Source organism: Streptomyces sp. NPDC007905 (genome assembly GCF_042959345.1).
Classification (GTDB): domain Bacteria; phylum Actinomycetota; class Actinomycetes; order Streptomycetales; family Streptomycetaceae; genus Streptomyces.
In genome coordinates this window covers 89,219-105,296 of sequence record NZ_JBIBKS010000012.1, presented here as the reverse complement: position 1 = coordinate 105,296, position 16,078 = coordinate 89,219, and the positions used below count along the sequence as shown (strand labels likewise).

Sequence of the window (16,078 nt, the reverse complement as noted above, 5' to 3'; positions counted from 1 at the left end):
GGGGCAGACCTCATGCTGACCGCTATGGTCCTGCTGGTTCTCTGGCTCATCGGCTACGCAGGGTTGTGCTGGGTGAAGCCGTTCGCACCCTGCCGCAAGTGCCGCGGCCTCGGCCAGGTCGAGCGGTTGGGCAAGGTGCGGATGTGCCCGCGCTGCCACGGCCGGCGGCTTCGGCTGCGCGTCGGCCGGCGGCTGCACAACCACTGGCGCCGCACCCACCAGGCCGGCGCCGAGTCATGACGAACGGCCCGGACGACCGGGCGGCAGAAGGCCGAGTTCGCGTGCTCGGGCAGTCCAGCGCTGGACGGTCCGAGCCGTCACCCCCTCAGCCTTGGCCAAGTCGGTAGCTGGCTTGGGCGACTCTGCTGCGACGCGGAGATAGCGCAGCGCGAGACGTCCGTAGAAGCGGCGGTCGTTTGGGCCGTCAGGGCTACCGAGCGGTCCGTCCTCGGCGTCGGGCCCGGCCGCGAGCGCCGCCGCGACGGAAGCGTCGGACTGTCCGCGTCGGGCACGCACGGCCGCCTCGATGGCCGCGAGAGGGAAGCTGCGCAACTCGCCGATGCCGATGGCGCCAGGCCCCGGCACATAGACCCCAGTCACGACGATCCCCGTCTCGTCCAACCCCATACGCAGCATGAGGCGCCGCCCGGTCTCCGTGTTCTCGAGCAGGTCCCAAGAGACCGGGTCCTCAACTCCCGTCTGCAGGCCGGCCGCAGCGTCCAGCTGGGTCGAACTCTCCTGGTCGATGGGGGAGGCGAGCACTCGCCACGGCTTCGGCAGGTCCTGGTCAGTAATCACGGGCCGAACGGTATGCCCGATTCCAACGCCAGTCAACGTGACTGCGCAATCACGTCGTCATGCTTGCGCAGGCACGACAACCTCATGTACAACGGCTCTTGTCGTGACTGATCGAAAGCGACACGACACGTCTGGAGAGGCACGCATGACCCTCGCAGAACGCATCGACAGGTACCTGACCACCGAGGAAGTAGCCCGCAGGTACCGCACGACCCCCGGAACGATCCGCTACTGGCGGCACGTCGGCTACATCCCCGAGGGCGTGAAGCGCGGCCGGCGCGTCCTGTACGACCCCGACGTCCTCGACAAGTGGGACGCGCAGCAAGCCGGAGGCGCCGCCGCATGACAACAAACGAAAACGGCCCCGAGATGCTCGCAACACCTCGGGACCGCGAAGACCAGCAAGCGGGCGGCAGCGGGTCTGTCCCCAGCTTGCCACACGGGTCGGACGCTACGCACCAGGCCGGCCTGTTCCCCACCGAACCGTCCCTTCCCGTCGCTCGGCCGGTCCCGATGGAGACGTCCGGACGGCTGGAGTTCGCCGTGCGTTGTTTTCAGTGCGGCGCCTGGCACCGGCACATCGGCCTCGGCCGTAAGGACGCCCCCTGCGGCGCCCACTACCGGCTGGAGTTCGCCAGCAAGGGGGCCGCGGCGTGAGCAGCTGGCACAGCGCCCTCGACAACGCGCTGCGGGCCGCAGCCCTCGGCTACCCGGTGTTCCCCCTGTCCCGCAACAAGGTGCCGGCCATCCCCTCGCCGCACGACCGCGGACACAAGTGCCCCGGATTCACCACCTGCGGCGCACCCGGCCACGGCGTAGGCGACGCCACCACCGACGCCGCCGATGTCCGTCTCCTGTTCGACCACGCACCACGCGCAGCCGGGTACGGCATCGCCTGCGGCGGCCGTCTCCGCCTCATCGGCCTCGACCTCGACCGGAAGAACGGCGTCGACGGAGTGGCCACCATCAACCAACTCGCCGCCGAACATGGGTTCGCCATCCCGCGCGACACGTGGACCACCTGCACCCCCAGCGGTGGCTTCCACATCGGCCTCACCGCCCCGGAAGGCGTCGACGTACCGAACTCCGTGGGCCGCCTCGGACCCGGCATCGACGTGCGCGGCACCCGCGGCTACCTCGTGGGGCCTGGTAGCACGGGGAAGAACGGCGAGTACGTCTTCCATCCCCAGCTCGGCTACGCGCCACCGCAGCCCGCACCCACGGGCCTGCTGCAACTCATGCTGCCGCCGCCTCCCCCACCGAGACGGCAGCCCAACCTGCTGCGCACCCGCAGTGCCGCTCTCGACGGCCTGCTGCGGGTAGTCGTCGCCGCCCAGGAAGGCGAGCGCAACGCCAAGTTGTACTGGGCCAGCTGCAAGGCGTGGGCGCACGTGGAAGACGGACATCTCGGCGCCCTCGACGTCGAGACGGCCCTTATGGACGCGGCTGTCAGCCGGGGACTGGCCGAGGCCGAAGCCCGCCGAACCATCGAATCCGCACGCCGCACCGTAGGGGCCGCCTCGTGACCGAGACCATGACCGAAGAGGTCACCGAGACGGCCCAGGAAGCCACGGAGGCCCCGAAGGAGTGGACCCACAGCGGACTGCTTCCCGAGAACGTCCGTAGGCCGTCTGGCTACGTCATCAACCACAGCGGCGTATACGGCGAGAAGCAGATCAAGGACACCGTCATCCAGGTGCGGGTGGCGTGGGCACCCCTGGTCGTGCGCTCCATCTACGTCGACCCGGCCGGGGACCAGGCCGTAGAGCTGGCATGGCTCGACCGCGGCCGGCTCGTCACGCGCATCGTCCCCCGGTCGGTCGCGCGCCGTGGCCGCATCCTGGTCGCAACGCTCGGCGACGCCGGCCTGCCAGTCATCGAGGCGGACGCCAAGCTCGCCGAGCGCTACCTGGCCGCCTTCGAGTCCATCAACCAGAAGGAGATTCCCCGCGTCCACCTCGCCCGCCAGCTGGGCTGGCAGGAGGACGGCACGTTCGTCCTTGCCCAGGACACCCCGCACCGCGTCGAGGTGAAGTACGACGAGCAGAAGCCGGCCCTGGCGGCGCACGGCGTAGTGGGCACGTTCGCCAGCTGGCAGGCCGCGGTGAAGCGCATGGTCGAGTACCCGGCCGCGCAGATGCCTCTGTACGCATCGTTCGCCGCGCCGCTGCTGCAGACCGTCAACGTGAACAGCTTCACCGTCGACGTCAGCGGCCGGTCGACTCGCGGGAAGACCACGGCGGCCGGCGCCGCGCTGAGCGTCTGGGCCGACCCCAGCGAGAAGGCTGACGGCATGTACTCGTGGCGGACCACGATGCTCGCAGCCGAGAAGCGCCTGAACCTGGTCAACGGCCTGCCCGTCGTCTTCGATGAGACGAAGCTGGTGCGCGACCCGGAGATGGTGCACGCCCTGCTGTACTCCATCCCGAAGAACCACGGCCAGGCCCGCGGCGGAGGCTGGCCCTCGGGCCTGCCCTGGCGAACCGTGATGATCTCCACCGGGGAACAGTCCGTCCTCACGTTCACCACCGACCAGGGCGCAGGCGCCCGCGTCCTCACCGTCAAGGAAGCACCGTTCGGCACCGACGGAGACGACTCCTCGGCCGCCGCTATCGAGGTACGCGACGGCTGCAGCGAGAACTACGGCACGGCCGGCGCCCGGTACATCGAGAAGCTGATCGAGTGCATCTCCAGCGGCGGGAAGCAGCGGCTCGTCTCCCGTCACAAGGAACTCACCGAGGCCCACCGGTACGACAGCGACATGTCAGCCCGCAGGGCGCCCATGGTGGCCTGTCTGGCCCTCGCCGCCGAACTGTCCCACGAGTGGGGCATCGTGCCCTTCCCGCCCCCGGAAATGGACGTCTGGCGGCGCCTGTTCGCAGTCTCCGACCAGACCGACAACCGCGGGGAGATGGCCCTCGACGTCGTCCGCGAGTACGTGGCCGGACACAGCTCCGAACTGTGGAGCCCGCACACCGACGAGAAGGCTCCGTTCAGCGGCTGGGTCGGGCGTGACCTCCAGGTGGACGGGACTCCCACCGTGGCCCTTCTGCCGCAGCGCCTCCGGGAGATCCTGCAGCGCGCGAACTACGACCTTGACGCGGTCCTGCCCAGCTGGCTCGAGGCGGACGTCCTGGTGAAGAACACCAAGACCCGGCCGGCCCACCTGGTCCCCAAGAAGCTGGACGGCCGTCTCGCCCGGATGCTCGTCTTCACCCCGGGCCAGATCGTCAGCACCGAGACCGACCCTGACGACGGGGAGTGACACATGCCTCTCTCGTCACAGAGAAGTCCCCCCTCTCTTTCGGTCAACTGCGTAACCCGCCATCACAGCTACGAACCGGCAGGTCAGCGCACGAATCACCGGGTTACGCAGCCGTGCGTAACCCCGGTCCCGGCCGAGCTGGGTTACGCATCCGTGCGTAACCCGCATCGCCGCCAATCAGTGCAGGTCACAGCGCTGCACCGGGCTCGCAGGGTGGGTTACGCAGTTCTGCCCAACAGAGAGCCCACATTTTCAGCGCACCACATCGAGGAGTCACAGACAGTGAGTCGCAAGCAGGACAAGCAGCGGAGTGGACGAGCATGCCGCCACTGCCGCCAGCCGTCCGGGGCCCGCGCCGTCTGCTCGGCGTGCAGCCCTCGACGCGGCACCCGCATCCACCGAGACAAGTACGCCAAGGCAGCGCCGTGACTCGGGCCCGCAGCCGCTGCGCCGTCTGCGACCGGCCGCTGAAAGCCGGCCGCGGTCGGGCCTGCGTCCGCGGCTGCGGCGCCCAACTCTGCCGGACCACCCACATCCCCCAGTGCACCGACGTCCACGGCGGGCAGTGCACCCGCCTCGAACTCCCCAACGAGAGCTGAAGAGGAAGACCCCATGCCCCCTGCCAAGAAGACCACGGCCCGAAAGACCACTCAGCAGCCCGCACCGCCCGTTCCGCCCGCCAACAGCGAGCCCGTCGTCGGGCTCCTCAACGGCCGCGAAGTCTCCGTGAAGCCGGTCAACCAGTGGCGCAACAGCGCAATGCGAGCCCTGCGCTCCGGAGACATCGACACATGGGCCGACATGTGCCTGACCGACGAGGGATACGAGGTGTTCGAAGAGGAGGACCCCACCCTCGACGACATCGCCGGCTTCTTCTCCAGCATCGGCGACGAGATGGCCAGCGCGGAATCCTCGTTCGCACCCCCCGGCAACCGCCAGCAGCGGCGAGCAGGGCGCAGGCGGTAGTCATGACCAAGCCCAAGCATCTCTACCCGGCGCCCCTGGGCCGCGACCCGGACGACGTGCTGCAGGCCGGCGTCGGCTTCTCCCACAGCCGGGCCACCATCGAGGACGACGTCAAAGCCACGCGTACCGCATCACCCACCCAGTTCGAGATATGGCGAACCGGCCTCGGATCGGCCCGCGCCCCCGGCCTGCTCTACGAGTGCTGGACGCAACGCAAGATCTCCGTCCGCACCCTGCGCACACACCTCGGCTCCATCTGGCACGTCAGCGACATCCCCGACTACTGGCTCGACCACGACCAGTGGCGGGAGCTGTTCCACGCCGCCGGGTACACGCGCGTCCGCTACGGCGCCCTCGCCTCGCCAGGGTTGATCACCTACGAGCGGGGAGAGAAAGCCGACCCGCCCACCGGCCCCATCACCGTGTACCGCGGCGCCATCACCGAGCGACGCGACGACTGGTCATGGACGGCCAGCCCCGCCGTCGCCGCCCGATGGGCCAGCGGCCATCTCTACAACCGGCCGCCCGGCCACGTATGGACCACCACCGCACCCCCCGACCACGTGCTGTGCCGCATCGACCGATGGGACCAGTACGTCATCGACACCCACGGCCTCACCATCACCGAGCACAAGGAGACCCCGTCATGAGCACCAACCCGTTCGCCGAAGACCCCACCGTGCAGGCCGAGTACATCGACGGCCGCTGGCGCGCGAAGGGCAGCACGCTCACCACCCGCGACGTCGCCACCATCAACCAGCGGCTCGCCTCCGAGGTCGCCCGCATCAACAGCCGGCAGAGCCTGTCCGCCCAGGCCAAGCAGATCGCCATCGCCAAGGCGTACCGCACCGCCCGCGACCAAGTGCAGGCCATGCGGCAGGCCGAGCTGGACCGCGTCACCGGCGAGCGGGCCAAGCTCGCCCGCCGACTGTGGGGCCACGAAGGCGCCGCCGACGCACAGACCGTCATCGTGCGCCGTGACGCCGCCGACCGTGCGGCCAAGCTCGACAGCCCGGAAGCCGCACAGCGCGCGCTGCGGATGGCGGAGGCCAACGGGGACACCCACCTCGCCCAGGCCATCGCCGGCCAGTCCTACGCCAACGGGTGGGCCGACGTCGTACACACCTGGCTCGACACCAACCCGCAGGCACACGACACGGCGAGCAAGCTGCAGGAACTGCCCGACCCGACCGACGGCGTCTGGCGGATGCAGCAGGCCATGACCTACTCGGTCGCCCAGCCCACCGAGCTGGGAGGCATGCCGGACCACCACGTCGACCGCCTCGCGGACACGGTCCTCGACGGCGACGCAGCAGCCTGACAGACCACACCGACTCGGCGTCAACGGCACCGATCCTGCTGGGCATGGCAGGCGTCGGACCCATGGTGCGGCAGCCGGCTACCTCGCGAGCCCACCAGCGCCGACCGCCTGGCCCTGCCCCATCCCTCCCTCTCCGGGCGGTGGGGCAGGGCACAGGCCACAGGCACAGCACACAGGACAGATCGAGTTCGGTTCGACCAACAACACGAAGAACGAAACAAGATCAAAACGTTGAAGCGAAACCAAAACGATCAACGAAACGATCAACGAACGCGATCAGCAAGCAAGGTCGACAGCACGGGCTCTCTACCTGCACAAACGACCGTGATCATGCCTCTGACCTGCGGAAACACCCTGGGGGGCCAACCCCCTCCCCCCGATCTCCAGGGATCGGGGCCGTATAGCACCTGACTGCCGCTGACACCTGAAACGCTCCCTAGACCCCCGCTGACCTGCGGGTTTGCCCGATCCCCTGACAGCTCGTCAGGGAGCTAGGAGGTACCGACCATGACCCATCTGAACGTTGCCGCAGGTCAGGGCGCTGTAGGCGTAACGCCCGTGCCGGACGGCCTGGACGAGTCGGGCACCCGACTGTGGGAGTCGGTGGCCGGCGACTTCGAGCTCGACGTCCACGAGCAGCTGCTGCTGCTTCAGGCCTGCCGTACCGCGGACCTGCTGGACCGCCTGGCCCGCCGGGCGGAGGCCGCGGAGCTGACCGTGTTCAACGCCAAGGGCGAGCAGGTTACGGCCCCTTGGATCACCGAGCACCGGCAGCAGTCCCTCGTGCTGGCCCGGCTGCTCGCTTCGCTGCGGATGCCGTCGGGCGAGGAGGACGGCAGGCCGCAGCGTCGCGGTGCTGCCCGCGGCTCCTACGGTGTGCGGTCCGTCTCGTGAAGCGGCGCCTTCCCGAGCCGGACGCGGTCGGCTACCCGCCGCCGCTCGACACGTTCGACCCTGCTGACTGGTGGGTGAGCGACCTCGAGGACGTCCTGGAGGTGGGTTACGCCCGTATCCGTTGGAGCGCTGCCCGCCGGGTGTACCGGGAGGGCGGCGACTGGCAGTCCCACCTGCAGCCGCCGGTCTGGTGGCGGGAGTGATGGGCGCCGTGTACCGGGTCTGTTTCGTGTGTACGGGGAACATCTGCCGGTCGCCGATGGCGGCCCTGGTGTTCGGGGCGCTGGTGGAGCGTGCCGGCCTGGCCGATCGGGTGGCGGTCGACAGTGGCGGCACGCGGGACATGTTCGCCGGCTGTACGGCCGACGTGCGGGCTATCGCCGTGCTGGAGGCGGCCGGGTATCCGAGCGACCACACGGCCCGCCAGCTGCGGCCCCGTTGGCTGCGGACGCGGGACCTGCTGGTGGCTCTGGACGTCGGGCACGAGCGGGCTCTGCGCCGCATGGTCGCCGAGTACGGCGGGGGAGAGGTAGCGCTGTTGCGCTCGTTCGACTCGGGCCTGCCTGAAGGGGCGTCCCTGGGTGTGCCCGATCCGTACAGTCGAGGCCAGGCTGCGTTCGCTGAGTGCCTGGCCATGGTGGAGCCGGCGTGCACCGGCCTGTTGGAGACGATCCGCGGCCGAGTGGCCAAGGGGTGAGGAAGGGACATGGCGAGCAAGAGCATCGCGAAGCGTCCGAACGGTAAGTGGCGCGCGCGGTATCGGGACCTGGCCGGCAAGGAGCACGCTCGGCACTTCGCTCGGAAGGTCGACGCCGAACGCTGGCTTGACGAGGTGACGGCCGCGCTGGTGACCGGCGCCTACGTCGACCCGAAGGACAAGAAGCTCACCGTCGACCAGTGGTGTGATCTGTGGATCGAGTCCTACGCGAAGCGTGAGTCGACGGTTCGGCAGGCGAAGGTGCACCTGGCGCAGATCCGGGAGGAGTTCGGCTCGCTGCCGCTCATGGCGGTCGATGAGATGGCCGTGAAGAAGTGGATGGCCCGCCTGCTACGGGAGAATGTCTCACAGTCGTACCGGTTCGCCCTGCATAGCCGGCTGTCCCAGGTGATGCGGGCCGCCGTGCGGGCGAAGAAGATCACGGCGAACCCGTGCTCACGGGAGACATCGCCGGGCGCCGGGAAGCAGCGGCCCTACGTATGCACGGACGCGCAGCTGTGGCAGCTGTACGAGGCCGCCGAGGAGAAGTACCGGCCGGCGATCCTGCTGGGGGCGTTCGCCGGCCTGCGCACGGCTGAGGCGTGCGGGCTGCGCCTGGTCGACGTCGACTTCGACGCACGGACGGTGACGCCGACGGTGCAATACCCGGACAAGCCGCTGAAGACGGAGGGCAGCGTCGTGGCCGTGCCGATCCCGGACCTGTTCGTCGGCGAGCTGAAGCGGCTGCTGGACGGCCGCACGGACGGGTGGGTGCTGCTGGACGACGACGCCGCCCAGCTCGGGCCGTGGAAGGTTGAGCGGCACATGAGGCGCATTCGCAAGCAGGTGCCTGGGCTCTCCCCGGCGTTTCGGTTCCACGACCTCCGGCACTACTACGCGAGCATGCTCATCGCGAGCGGCGCCGACGTCAAAATTGTCCAGCAGCGGCTGCGGCACTCGAAGGCCACGACGACGCTGAACACTTACGGTCACCTTTGGCCCGACTCGGACCAGTCGACTCGGGCCGCTGTCGAGAAGGCCATGGGCCCCTTGATCACTAACGCTGCGGACCCCCTGCGGACTGTCGAAGAGTCCGCAGAGGGTCCGTCCAGCTCAGAGCCCGGTTAGGGCCTACACGTCGAAGTAGAGCTCGAACTCGTGCGGGTGCGGACGCAGCTGCAGCGGGGCGATCTCGTTGGTGCGCTTGAAGTCGATCCACGTCTCGATCAGGTCCGGCGTGAACACGTCGCCCTGGAGGAGGAACTCGTGGTCGGCCTCGAGCGAGTCGAGGACGGCCGGGAGGGAGGTCGGGACCTGGGCCACGTTGGCGTGCTCCTCGGGAGCCAGCTCGTAGAGGTCCTTGTCGATCGGCTCGGCCGGCTCGATCTTGTTCTTGATGCCGTCCAGACCCGCGAGGAGCAGGGCCGAGAACGCCAGGTACGGGTTGCCGGAGGAGTCGGGCGCACGGAACTCGACGCGCTTCGCCTTCGGGTTGGAGCCCGTGATCGGGATGCGCATGGCCGCGGAGCGGTTGCGCTGCGAGTACACGAGGTTGATCGGAGCCTCGAAGCCCGGCACCAGACGGTGGTAGGAGTTCACCGTCGGGTTGGTGAACGCCAGCAGCGACGGGGCGTGCTTGAGGATGCCGCCGATGTAGTAGCGGGCCATGTCCGACAGGCCCGCGTAACCGGCCTCGTCGTAGAACAGCGGGTCGCCGTTGCTCCACAGCGACTGGTGCACGTGCATGCCCGAGCCGTTGTCACCGAAGATCGGCTTCGGCATGAAGGTCGCCGTCTTGCCGTTGCGCCAGGCGACGTTCTTCACGATGTACTTGAACAGCTGCAGGTCGTCCGCGGCGGCGAGCAGCGTGTTGAACTTGTAGTTGATCTCCGCCTGGCCGGCGGTGCCCACCTCGTGGTGCTGGCGCTCGACCTTCAGGCCGTTCTTCTCCAGCTCCAGGGAGATCTCGGCGCGCAGGTCGGCGAAGTGGTCGACCGGCGGGACCGGGAAGTAACCGCCCTTGTAGCGGACCTTGTAACCACGGTTGTCCTCGAGGGCGCCGGTGTTCCAGGCGCCCGCCTCGGAGTCGATGTGGTAGAAGGACTCGTTCGCGCTGGTCGCGAAGCGGACCGAGTCGAAGACGTAGAACTCGGCCTCGGGACCGAAGTACGCGGTGTCCGCGATACCGGTCGACGCCAGGTAGGCCTCGGCCTTCTTCGCCACGTTGCGCGGGTCACGGGAGTACTGCTCGCCCGTGATCGGGTCGTGGATGAAGAAGTTGATGTTGAGGGTCTTGTCCCGGCGGAACGGGTCCACGCGGGCCGTCGACAGGTCGGCGCGCAGCGCCATGTCGGACTCGTGGATGGCCTGGAAGCCACGGATCGACGATCCGTCGAAGGCCAGCTCCTCGTCCGGGTCGAACGCCTCAACGGGCACCGTGAAGTGCTGCATGACGCCCGGCAGGTCGCAGAATCGGACGTCGACGAACTTGACGTCCTCGTCCGCGATGAACTTCTTGGCCTCGTCGGCGTTCTGGAACATCCAGCTCCTCCTACTCCCGACCGTCCTCGCCGGGGTGGTAGATCGTTCGTGCGGCCAGTGCGGTGGCACACGCTGGTCTCGACCCTAGGGACGGGTGATTTCTCGGGCGTGACCCATTTGTTTCGCAGAAGTTAACCAGCCGCCGTCCACCCTAGCTCCGACACACCCCTGGGCGCCCTGCCCGCATACGCGAGCAGTACCGTGGACGGGTGGACAACAGGCAAGCAATCGGATCGTGGCTTTCCGGGCCGCGCGCGGCCATGGAAGACGCCGGTGCCGACTTGGGATACCGGGGCGAGCAGCTCGGCCTCCCGGAGGAAGGACCAAACTCGATCGCGCGACCCGGCAGGCGGCTCGGGGCCCTGGCCGTGGACTGGGGTCTGTGCGTGTTGATCGCATACGGCCTCATCACCCACGGCAACAGCCCCGCCACCAGCAACTGGGCCCTGCTCGTCTTCTTCGTGATGAGCGCCCTCACGGTCGGCACGATCGGCTTCACCCCGGGCAAGCGCCTCTTCGGCATCCGGGTCGTGGCCCTGGAGACCGGCACGGTCAACCCGCTGCGCTCCCTGCTGCGCACGGTCCTGCTGTGCCTCGCGGTCCCCGCCCTGATCTGGGACCGGGACGGCCGGGGCCTGCACGACCGGCTCGCGAAGACGGTCGAGGTCCGCATCTAGCGTTCCCATGACGAAGGGGGCGCCCGGAGTGATCCGGGCGCCCCCTTCGTCATGGAGGAGGACTAACGGGCCTTCGGGCCGCCCTTCGGCATCCGCATGCCTCTCGGCATCGGACCCTTCGGTACCGGCATGTTGCTCATCAGGTCGCCCAAGGCGCGCAGCCGGTCGTTGGTGGCGGTCACCTGGGGGCCGGTCAGCACGCGCGGGAACTTCAGCATGGTCGTGCGCAGCTTCTTCAGCTCGACCTGGCCCTCGCCCGAGCCCACGATCACGTCGTGCACCGGCACGTCCGCCACGATGCGGTTCATCTTCTTCTTCTCGGCGGCCAGCAGGCTCTTCACCCGGTTGGGGTTGCCCTCGGCGACCAGCACGATGCCGGCCTTGCCGACCGCTCGGTGAACCACGTCCTGGCTGCGGTTCATCGCCACCGCCGGGGTCGTCGTCCAGCCCCGGCCGATGTTGTCCAGCACCGCCGCGGCGGCGCCCGGCTGGCCCTCCATCTGCCCGAAGGCGGCCCGCTCGGCCCGGCGGCCGAAGACGATCGCCGTCGCGAGGAAGCCCAGCAGCAGGCCCAGGATGCCGAGATAGACCGGGTGGCCGATCAGAAAGCCGATCGCGAGGAAGACACCGAGGGTGCCGATGCCGACGGCCGCGAGTACAAGACCGAGCTTCTTGTCGGCCTTGCGGGTCATCTTGTACGTGAGAGCGATCTGTTTCAGTCGCCCTGCGTTCGCGGCGTCCGCCGCGGTTTCCTTCCTCGCCATGCCACGAAGTCTACGTGGCCTCGGGAGTGCCCACGACGGCAGTGCCCGGTGGGGAGGGGATCAGGGGCGGATGGCGGCCTGCTCGAGCACGCGCTGCGCCTCGACGCGGTCCTTGGCGCGGCGGCGGTCCTCCAGCACGGAGGTCCAGGCGTTGCGGCGGGCGGTGCGCTGGCCGCTGCTCATGAGCAGGGACTCCACGGCGCGGAGTGCGTCGGTGAAGGACGGGATGGCGGTGGCGCGTACGGGCGCGGCCTGCATGATCGAGGTCCCCCCTCGGATCGGGTGTACGGGGCGTGATATCAGAGTCACTCATTGGTGTTACCAGGGCGTGACCGACCGGTCAAACGCCAGTGAAGCCTTGATGCGGGCACCGAGACGCCGACGCGGCCCCGACGGCCGCCCTCATCAGCGAGGACGTGCGGGACCGCGTCGACTCGGCCATTACTGGCCAGTAATTACTTGTGCGTGAATTCACACGGTCGGCTCACACCGCCTGGGTGGCGACGAAGGCACCCCGCTTCTCGATGGCCATCTGGTAGAGGCGGCCGGCGCGGTACGAGGACCGGACCAGCGGGCCGGACATCACACCGGAGAAGCCGATCTGCTCGGCCTCCTCCTTCAGCTCCACGAACTCCTGCGGCTTGACCCAGCGCTCCACCGGGTGGTGGCGCACGGAGGGGCGCAGGTACTGGGTGATGGTGACCAGCTCGCAGCCGGCGTCGTGCAGCTGCTTGAGGGCCTCGCTGACCTCTTCGCGGGACTCGCCCATGCCGAGGATCAGGTTGGACTTGGTGACCAGGCCGAAGTCGCGGGCCTCGGTGATGACCCTCAGGGAGCGCTCGTAGCGGAAGCCGGGGCGGATGCGCTTGAAGATCCGGGGCACGGTCTCGACGTTGTGCGCGAAGACCTCGGGGCGGGAGGAGAAGACCTCCGCGAGCTGCTCGGGGACCGCGTTGAAGTCGGGGGCCAGCAGCTCGACCTTCGTCCGGCCGCCCGCGCGGTCCGCGGTCTGCCGGTGGATCTGCCGCACGGTCTCCGCGTACAGCCAGGCGCCGCCGTCCTCCAGGTCGTCGCGGGCGACGCCGGTGATGGTGGCGTAGTTCAGGTCCATCGTGACCACGGACTCGCCGACACGGCGCGGCTCGTCACGGTCGAGGGCCTCGGGCTTGCCGGTGTCGATCTGGCAGAAGTCGCAGCGCCGGGTGCACTGGTCGCCGCCGATGAGGAAGGTCGCCTCGCGGTCCTCCCAGCACTCGTAGATGTTCGGGCAGCCGGCTTCCTGGCAGACCGTGTGCAGGCCCTCGCTCTTCACGAGGTTCTGCATCTTCGTGTACTCGGGACCCATTTTCGCCCGGGTCTTGATCCACTCGGGCTTGCGCTCGATGGGGGTCTGGCTGTTACGGACCTCCAGGCGCAGCATCTTGCGTCCGTCGGGTGCGACTGCGGACACATCGGCTCCCTGCTGATTGCTGTGAGTAGTCTTCGATTCTTCGGCGTACACCAGCGTACGCCCGTGCCAACTGAGCCCTACCGGCGAGGCCAACCCCCTGGTCACAGGGTGCTCCCCGAGCTCTCGGCTTCGCTCGGGCAGGGGGTGCCCCTCGCTGATCAGGCGCTGGCCTTCTCGATCACCCGCGGCTTGAGGTCGGCGTTCTCCAGGATGTCCTTCAGGTGCTTTTCGACGATCGGCAGGACGTCCTCGATCGTGACGTCCCGGTCGAGCTCGGCCGCCAGCGAGGCCACGCCCGCGTCCCGGATCCCGCACGGGATGATCCGGTCGAACCAGCGGTTGTCCGGGTTCACGTTGAAAGAGAAGCCGTGCATCGTGACGCCCTTGGCGACCCGGATGCCGATCGCGGCGATCTTGCGGTCCTCGCGGCGCTGGCCGGCGTTGGAGGGCGCGTACTCCGGGCCGTTCAGCCGCGGGTCGAACTCCTCGTCGGTGAGGCGCGGGTCGAAGTCGAGCGACAGTCCGCCGAACGCCGGCCGCTGCTCGACCGGGTCGCCGAGCACCCATACGCCGCTGCGGCCCTCGACGCGGGTGGTCTCCACGCCGAACTCGGCGCAGGTGCGGATGAGCGCCTCCTCGAGGCGGCGCACGTGCGCGACCACGTCCACCGGGCGGGGCAGCTTCTGGATCGGGTAGCCGACGAGCTGGCCGGGGCCGTGCCAGGTGATCTTGCCGCCGCGGTCCACGTCGATGACCGGGGTGCCGTCGAGCGGGCGCTCGGCGGCCTCGGTACGCCGGCCCGCCGTATACACCGGGGGGTGCTCCAGGAGCAGCACGGTGTCGGGGATCTCGTCGGCGAACCGGGCCGCGTGCACCCGGCGCTGCTCGTCCCACGCCTCCTGGTAGTCGACGGCATCCGCGCCGAACCCCATACGGACGAACCGCAACTCACTCACGGCAAGCGCCTCCCTCAGCGAACCGGTGTGTCAGGCCTGTAACGGCCCACGCCACTGTACGTCCGACCGGCGAACGTCAGCCCTGCGGGCAATCCTCACACGATCGGATGAATGTACGGGGAAGAGTGCGATCGCCTGCTCACGCTCCGCTACATTCGCGCCGTTCAAGCGCCCATATGGGCTGCTCACAGGCAATCCCGGCACTTCAGCAGCCGGAAGGCAGGAGACCGCACCGCCGATGACGGACCGACCCGCGCAGCGCACCCCCAACCGCCAGCTCGCCGCGCTCATCGCAGAGGCGGGGTTCTCCAACGCGGGTCTGGCCCGTCGCGTCGACCAGCTCGGTCTGGAACACGGGCTGGACCTCAGATACGACAAGACCTCGGTGACCCGCTGGCTGCGCGGGCAGCAGCCCCGGGGTACGACGCCCGCGCTGATCGCCGAGGTGTTCACGCGCCGGCTCGGGCGCCGGCTCACGGCCCAGGATCTCGGCCTGGACGCCTGCGCGCCGGTGTACGCCGGTCTGGAGTTCGCGGCCACCCCCGAGGAGGCCGTCGACATCGTCAGCGGGCTGTGGCGCAAGGACTCCGGCAGCCACGCCGAGCTGCGCAAGATCGCCTTCACCCCGGCCGGGCTGGTCGTGCCCAGCCGGGACTGGCTGATCGGCAAGGCCGACGACCGGGTGGCCCGCGAACCGGTGCCCCGGGTGCCCGCCCAGGTCCGCCCCGGCACCGTCAAGCACAGGCCGGAGACCGTGCCGGCTCCGCCCCGGCCCCGTGGACAGGCCGGCCGCGCTCCCGGTCACAAGGTCACCGGCGGCGACATCGCCGCGCTGCGCTCGGTCGGCGAGCTGTTCCGCACCCTCGACGACGCCTACGGCGGCGGTCACGCCCGGCAGGCCCTCGTGCGCTACCTGGAGCACGAGTGCGAGCCGATGCTGCGCGGCAGCTACGACGAGCACACCGGTCGCCGCCTGTTCGCCGCGGCCGCCGACCTCACCCGGCTCGCGGGCTGGACGTCGTACGACATCGCGGCGCACGGACTCGCCCAGCGCTACTTCGTGCAGGCCCTGCGCCTCGCTCAGGCGGCCGGGGACCGCTCCTACGGCTCCTACGTCCTGGTCACGATGAGCCGCCAGGCCGTCTATCTCGGGCACGGCCGGGAGGCGGTGCAGCTGGCACGGGTGGCGCAGCAGGGGGTGGGCACCGGCGCACCCGCGGTGGTGCAGGCGCTGCTGCACGCTTCCGAGGCCCGCGCACACGGTGTGCTCGGGGAGGTGCGGGCGTGCACCGGGGCGCTGGTGCGGGCCGAGCGCGCCCTGGAGGCGGCCCGGCCCGGGGACGAGGTGCCGTACTGGGCCCGGTTCTTCGACGAGGCACAGCTCGCCGACGAACTCGGGCACTGCCACCGCGACCTGCAGCAGTTCCGGGCGGCCGCGCAGCATGCAGAGCGCTCCCTGCAGCTGCGCGCGCCCTCCTACGCCCGCAGCCGCCTCTTCTGCCGGGTCGTCCTCGCCACCGCCCGGCTCGGTCTCGGCGAACTCGACCAGGCCTGCGCCCTGGCCGCGGAGGCCGCCGGCCAGGCGGCGGAGATGCGGAGCGCTCGCGCGGTGGAGTACGTCAAGGATTTCGAGCGCCGGCTGGAGCCGTACCGGGACGCGGCACCCGTGCGGGGGTATCGCGAGAAGGTCGCGGCGTTGGGGTGAGCGGCCCTCGTGCGCCGCGCACCGCTCCGCCGCCACGCCGGTCG

At 69.5% G+C, this 16,078-nt stretch carries 20 protein-coding genes; 14 read left to right on the top strand and 6 right to left on the bottom strand.

Features of this window, described 5'->3' with window-relative positions:
* Nucleotides 1–12 precede the first annotated feature (12 nt).
* On the top strand, nt 13–240 hold the full coding sequence (locus ACFZDC_RS22185; RefSeq protein WP_391326275.1) for a hypothetical protein: 228 nt from the start codon (nt 13–15) through the stop codon (nt 238–240).
* On the opposite strand, the gene ACFZDC_RS22180 is transcribed toward ACFZDC_RS22185, so the two are convergent.
* Nucleotides 235–798 carry a hypothetical protein gene (locus ACFZDC_RS22180; RefSeq protein ID WP_391326273.1) on the bottom strand — a complete coding sequence of 188 codons (564 nt, stop codon included), beginning with the start codon at nt 796–798 and terminating at the stop codon, nt 235–237. The two genes, ACFZDC_RS22185 and ACFZDC_RS22180, sit on opposite strands and share 6 nt — an antisense overlap.
* 145 nt (nt 799–943) lie before the next feature.
* Here ACFZDC_RS22180 and ACFZDC_RS22175 point away from each other — a divergent pair, with 145 nt between their 5' ends.
* From ACFZDC_RS22175 to ACFZDC_RS22125, 11 genes are all read left to right on the top strand, one after another.
* Nucleotides 944–1,144: a helix-turn-helix domain-containing protein gene (locus ACFZDC_RS22175; RefSeq protein ID WP_391326271.1), complete on the top strand. Its 201-nt coding sequence runs from the start codon at nt 944–946 to the stop codon at nt 1,142–1,144.
* Nucleotides 1,145–1,311: 167 nt separating this feature from the next.
* On the top strand, nt 1,312–1,455 hold the full coding sequence (locus tag ACFZDC_RS22170; RefSeq protein ID WP_391326269.1) for a hypothetical protein: 144 nt from the start codon (nt 1,312–1,314) through the stop codon (nt 1,453–1,455).
* Nucleotides 1,452–2,324 (top strand): bifunctional DNA primase/polymerase, encoded by an 873-nt coding sequence (locus tag ACFZDC_RS22165; protein ID WP_391326267.1) that lies wholly within the window; start codon nt 1,452–1,454, stop codon nt 2,322–2,324. Before ACFZDC_RS22170 ends, ACFZDC_RS22165 begins: the two co-directional genes overlap by 4 nt.
* Entirely contained in the window at nt 2,321–4,063 is a 1,743-nt protein-coding gene (locus ACFZDC_RS22160) for a DUF927 domain-containing protein (RefSeq protein ID WP_391326265.1), read from the top strand. The genes ACFZDC_RS22165 and ACFZDC_RS22160 overlap by 4 nt, the downstream gene beginning before the upstream one ends.
* Nucleotides 4,064–4,675: 612 nt before the next feature.
* Entirely contained in the window at nt 4,676–5,029 is a 354-nt protein-coding gene (locus ACFZDC_RS22155) for a hypothetical protein (protein WP_391326263.1), read from the top strand.
* A gap of 2 nt (nt 5,030–5,031) precedes the next feature.
* Nucleotides 5,032–5,679 (top strand): hypothetical protein, encoded by a 648-nt coding sequence (locus ACFZDC_RS22150; RefSeq protein WP_391326261.1) that lies wholly within the window; start codon nt 5,032–5,034, stop codon nt 5,677–5,679.
* Nucleotides 5,676–6,350, top strand: a complete 675-nt coding sequence (locus ACFZDC_RS22145; RefSeq protein WP_391326259.1) for a hypothetical protein — start codon at nt 5,676–5,678, stop codon at nt 6,348–6,350. The genes ACFZDC_RS22150 and ACFZDC_RS22145 overlap by 4 nt, the downstream gene beginning before the upstream one ends.
* 507 nt (nt 6,351–6,857) lie before the next feature.
* Nucleotides 6,858–7,244 carry a hypothetical protein gene (locus tag ACFZDC_RS22140; protein WP_391326257.1) on the top strand — a complete coding sequence of 129 codons (387 nt, stop codon included), beginning with the start codon at nt 6,858–6,860 and terminating at the stop codon, nt 7,242–7,244.
* Nucleotides 7,241–7,447 (top strand): hypothetical protein, encoded by a 207-nt coding sequence (locus tag ACFZDC_RS22135; protein WP_391326255.1) that lies wholly within the window; start codon nt 7,241–7,243, stop codon nt 7,445–7,447. Before ACFZDC_RS22140 ends, ACFZDC_RS22135 begins: the two co-directional genes overlap by 4 nt.
* A complete protein-coding gene (locus tag ACFZDC_RS22130) occupies nt 7,447–7,941 on the top strand; it encodes a low molecular weight protein-tyrosine-phosphatase (RefSeq protein WP_391326253.1) in 495 nt (164 codons plus the stop codon). The genes ACFZDC_RS22135 and ACFZDC_RS22130 overlap by 1 nt, the downstream gene beginning before the upstream one ends.
* 9 nt (nt 7,942–7,950) lie before the next feature.
* Nucleotides 7,951–9,069 carry a tyrosine-type recombinase/integrase gene (locus ACFZDC_RS22125; RefSeq protein ID WP_391326252.1) on the top strand — a complete coding sequence of 373 codons (1,119 nt, stop codon included), beginning with the start codon at nt 7,951–7,953 and terminating at the stop codon, nt 9,067–9,069.
* Nucleotides 9,070–9,072: 3 nt separating this feature from the next.
* Here ACFZDC_RS22125 and glnA read toward each other — a convergent pair whose 3' ends face one another.
* A complete protein-coding gene (glnA, locus tag ACFZDC_RS22120; protein WP_359070170.1) occupies nt 9,073–10,482 on the bottom strand; it encodes a type I glutamate--ammonia ligase in 1,410 nt (469 codons plus the stop codon).
* 209 nt (nt 10,483–10,691) lie between these two features.
* Here glnA and ACFZDC_RS22115 point away from each other — a divergent pair, with 209 nt between their 5' ends.
* Nucleotides 10,692–11,159 carry an RDD family protein gene (locus ACFZDC_RS22115; RefSeq protein WP_391326249.1) on the top strand — a complete coding sequence of 156 codons (468 nt, stop codon included), beginning with the start codon at nt 10,692–10,694 and terminating at the stop codon, nt 11,157–11,159.
* 62 nt (nt 11,160–11,221) lie between these two features.
* Here the strand turns inward: ACFZDC_RS22115 and ACFZDC_RS22110 are convergent, their stop codons facing one another.
* The 4 genes from ACFZDC_RS22110 to lipB all read right to left on the bottom strand — a co-directional run bounded on the left by ACFZDC_RS22110 (nt 11,222) and on the right by lipB (nt 14,329).
* Nucleotides 11,222–11,923: a DUF4191 family protein gene (locus tag ACFZDC_RS22110; RefSeq protein ID WP_391326248.1), complete on the bottom strand. Its 702-nt coding sequence runs from the start codon at nt 11,921–11,923 to the stop codon at nt 11,222–11,224.
* A 60-nt stretch (nt 11,924–11,983) separates the two neighbouring features.
* On the bottom strand, nt 11,984–12,181 hold the full coding sequence (locus ACFZDC_RS22105; RefSeq protein WP_391326246.1) for a hypothetical protein: 198 nt from the start codon (nt 12,179–12,181) through the stop codon (nt 11,984–11,986).
* A gap of 226 nt (nt 12,182–12,407) precedes the next feature.
* Nucleotides 12,408–13,373: a lipoyl synthase gene (lipA, locus tag ACFZDC_RS22100; protein ID WP_391326244.1), complete on the bottom strand. Its 966-nt coding sequence runs from the start codon at nt 13,371–13,373 to the stop codon at nt 12,408–12,410.
* Between the two features lie 158 nt (nt 13,374–13,531).
* Nucleotides 13,532–14,329 carry a lipoyl(octanoyl) transferase LipB gene (gene lipB, locus ACFZDC_RS22095; RefSeq protein ID WP_391326242.1) on the bottom strand — a complete coding sequence of 266 codons (798 nt, stop codon included), beginning with the start codon at nt 14,327–14,329 and terminating at the stop codon, nt 13,532–13,534.
* Nucleotides 14,330–14,567: 238 nt separating this feature from the next.
* Between lipB and ACFZDC_RS22090 the strand changes: the two genes are divergently transcribed.
* Complete coding sequence (locus tag ACFZDC_RS22090; RefSeq protein ID WP_391326240.1) at nt 14,568–16,034, top strand: regulator; 1,467 nt, start codon at nt 14,568–14,570, stop codon at nt 16,032–16,034.
* Nucleotides 16,035–16,078: the final 44 nt, after the last annotated feature.

What these genes read in the sequence shown, in the direction of transcription:
- ACFZDC_RS22140 (WP_391326257.1), top strand. Translation starts at nt 6,858, where the DNA reads ATGACCCATCTGAACGTTGCCGCAGGTCAGGGCGCTGTAGGCGTAACG.
- ACFZDC_RS22110 (WP_391326248.1), bottom strand. Translation starts at nt 11,923, where the DNA reads ATGGCGAGGAAGGAAACCGCGGCGGACGCCGCGAACGCAGGGCGACTG.
- ACFZDC_RS22175 (WP_391326271.1), top strand. Translation starts at nt 944, where the DNA reads ATGACCCTCGCAGAACGCATCGACAGGTACCTGACCACCGAGGAAGTA.
- ACFZDC_RS22145 (WP_391326259.1), top strand. Translation starts at nt 5,676, where the DNA reads ATGAGCACCAACCCGTTCGCCGAAGACCCCACCGTGCAGGCCGAGTAC.
- ACFZDC_RS22150 (WP_391326261.1), top strand. Translation starts at nt 5,032, where the DNA reads ATGACCAAGCCCAAGCATCTCTACCCGGCGCCCCTGGGCCGCGACCCG.
- ACFZDC_RS22185 (WP_391326275.1), top strand. Translation starts at nt 13, where the DNA reads ATGCTGACCGCTATGGTCCTGCTGGTTCTCTGGCTCATCGGCTACGCA.
- glnA (WP_359070170.1), bottom strand. Translation starts at nt 10,482, where the DNA reads ATGTTCCAGAACGCCGACGAGGCCAAGAAGTTCATCGCGGACGAGGAC.
- ACFZDC_RS22105 (WP_391326246.1), bottom strand. Translation starts at nt 12,181, where the DNA reads ATGCAGGCCGCGCCCGTACGCGCCACCGCCATCCCGTCCTTCACCGAC.
- ACFZDC_RS22125 (WP_391326252.1), top strand. Translation starts at nt 7,951, where the DNA reads ATGGCGAGCAAGAGCATCGCGAAGCGTCCGAACGGTAAGTGGCGCGCG.
- ACFZDC_RS22155 (WP_391326263.1), top strand. Translation starts at nt 4,676, where the DNA reads ATGCCCCCTGCCAAGAAGACCACGGCCCGAAAGACCACTCAGCAGCCC.
- ACFZDC_RS22130 (WP_391326253.1), top strand. Translation starts at nt 7,447, where the DNA reads ATGGGCGCCGTGTACCGGGTCTGTTTCGTGTGTACGGGGAACATCTGC.
- ACFZDC_RS22090 (WP_391326240.1), top strand. Translation starts at nt 14,568, where the DNA reads ATGACGGACCGACCCGCGCAGCGCACCCCCAACCGCCAGCTCGCCGCG.
- ACFZDC_RS22170 (WP_391326269.1), top strand. Translation starts at nt 1,312, where the DNA reads ATGGAGACGTCCGGACGGCTGGAGTTCGCCGTGCGTTGTTTTCAGTGC.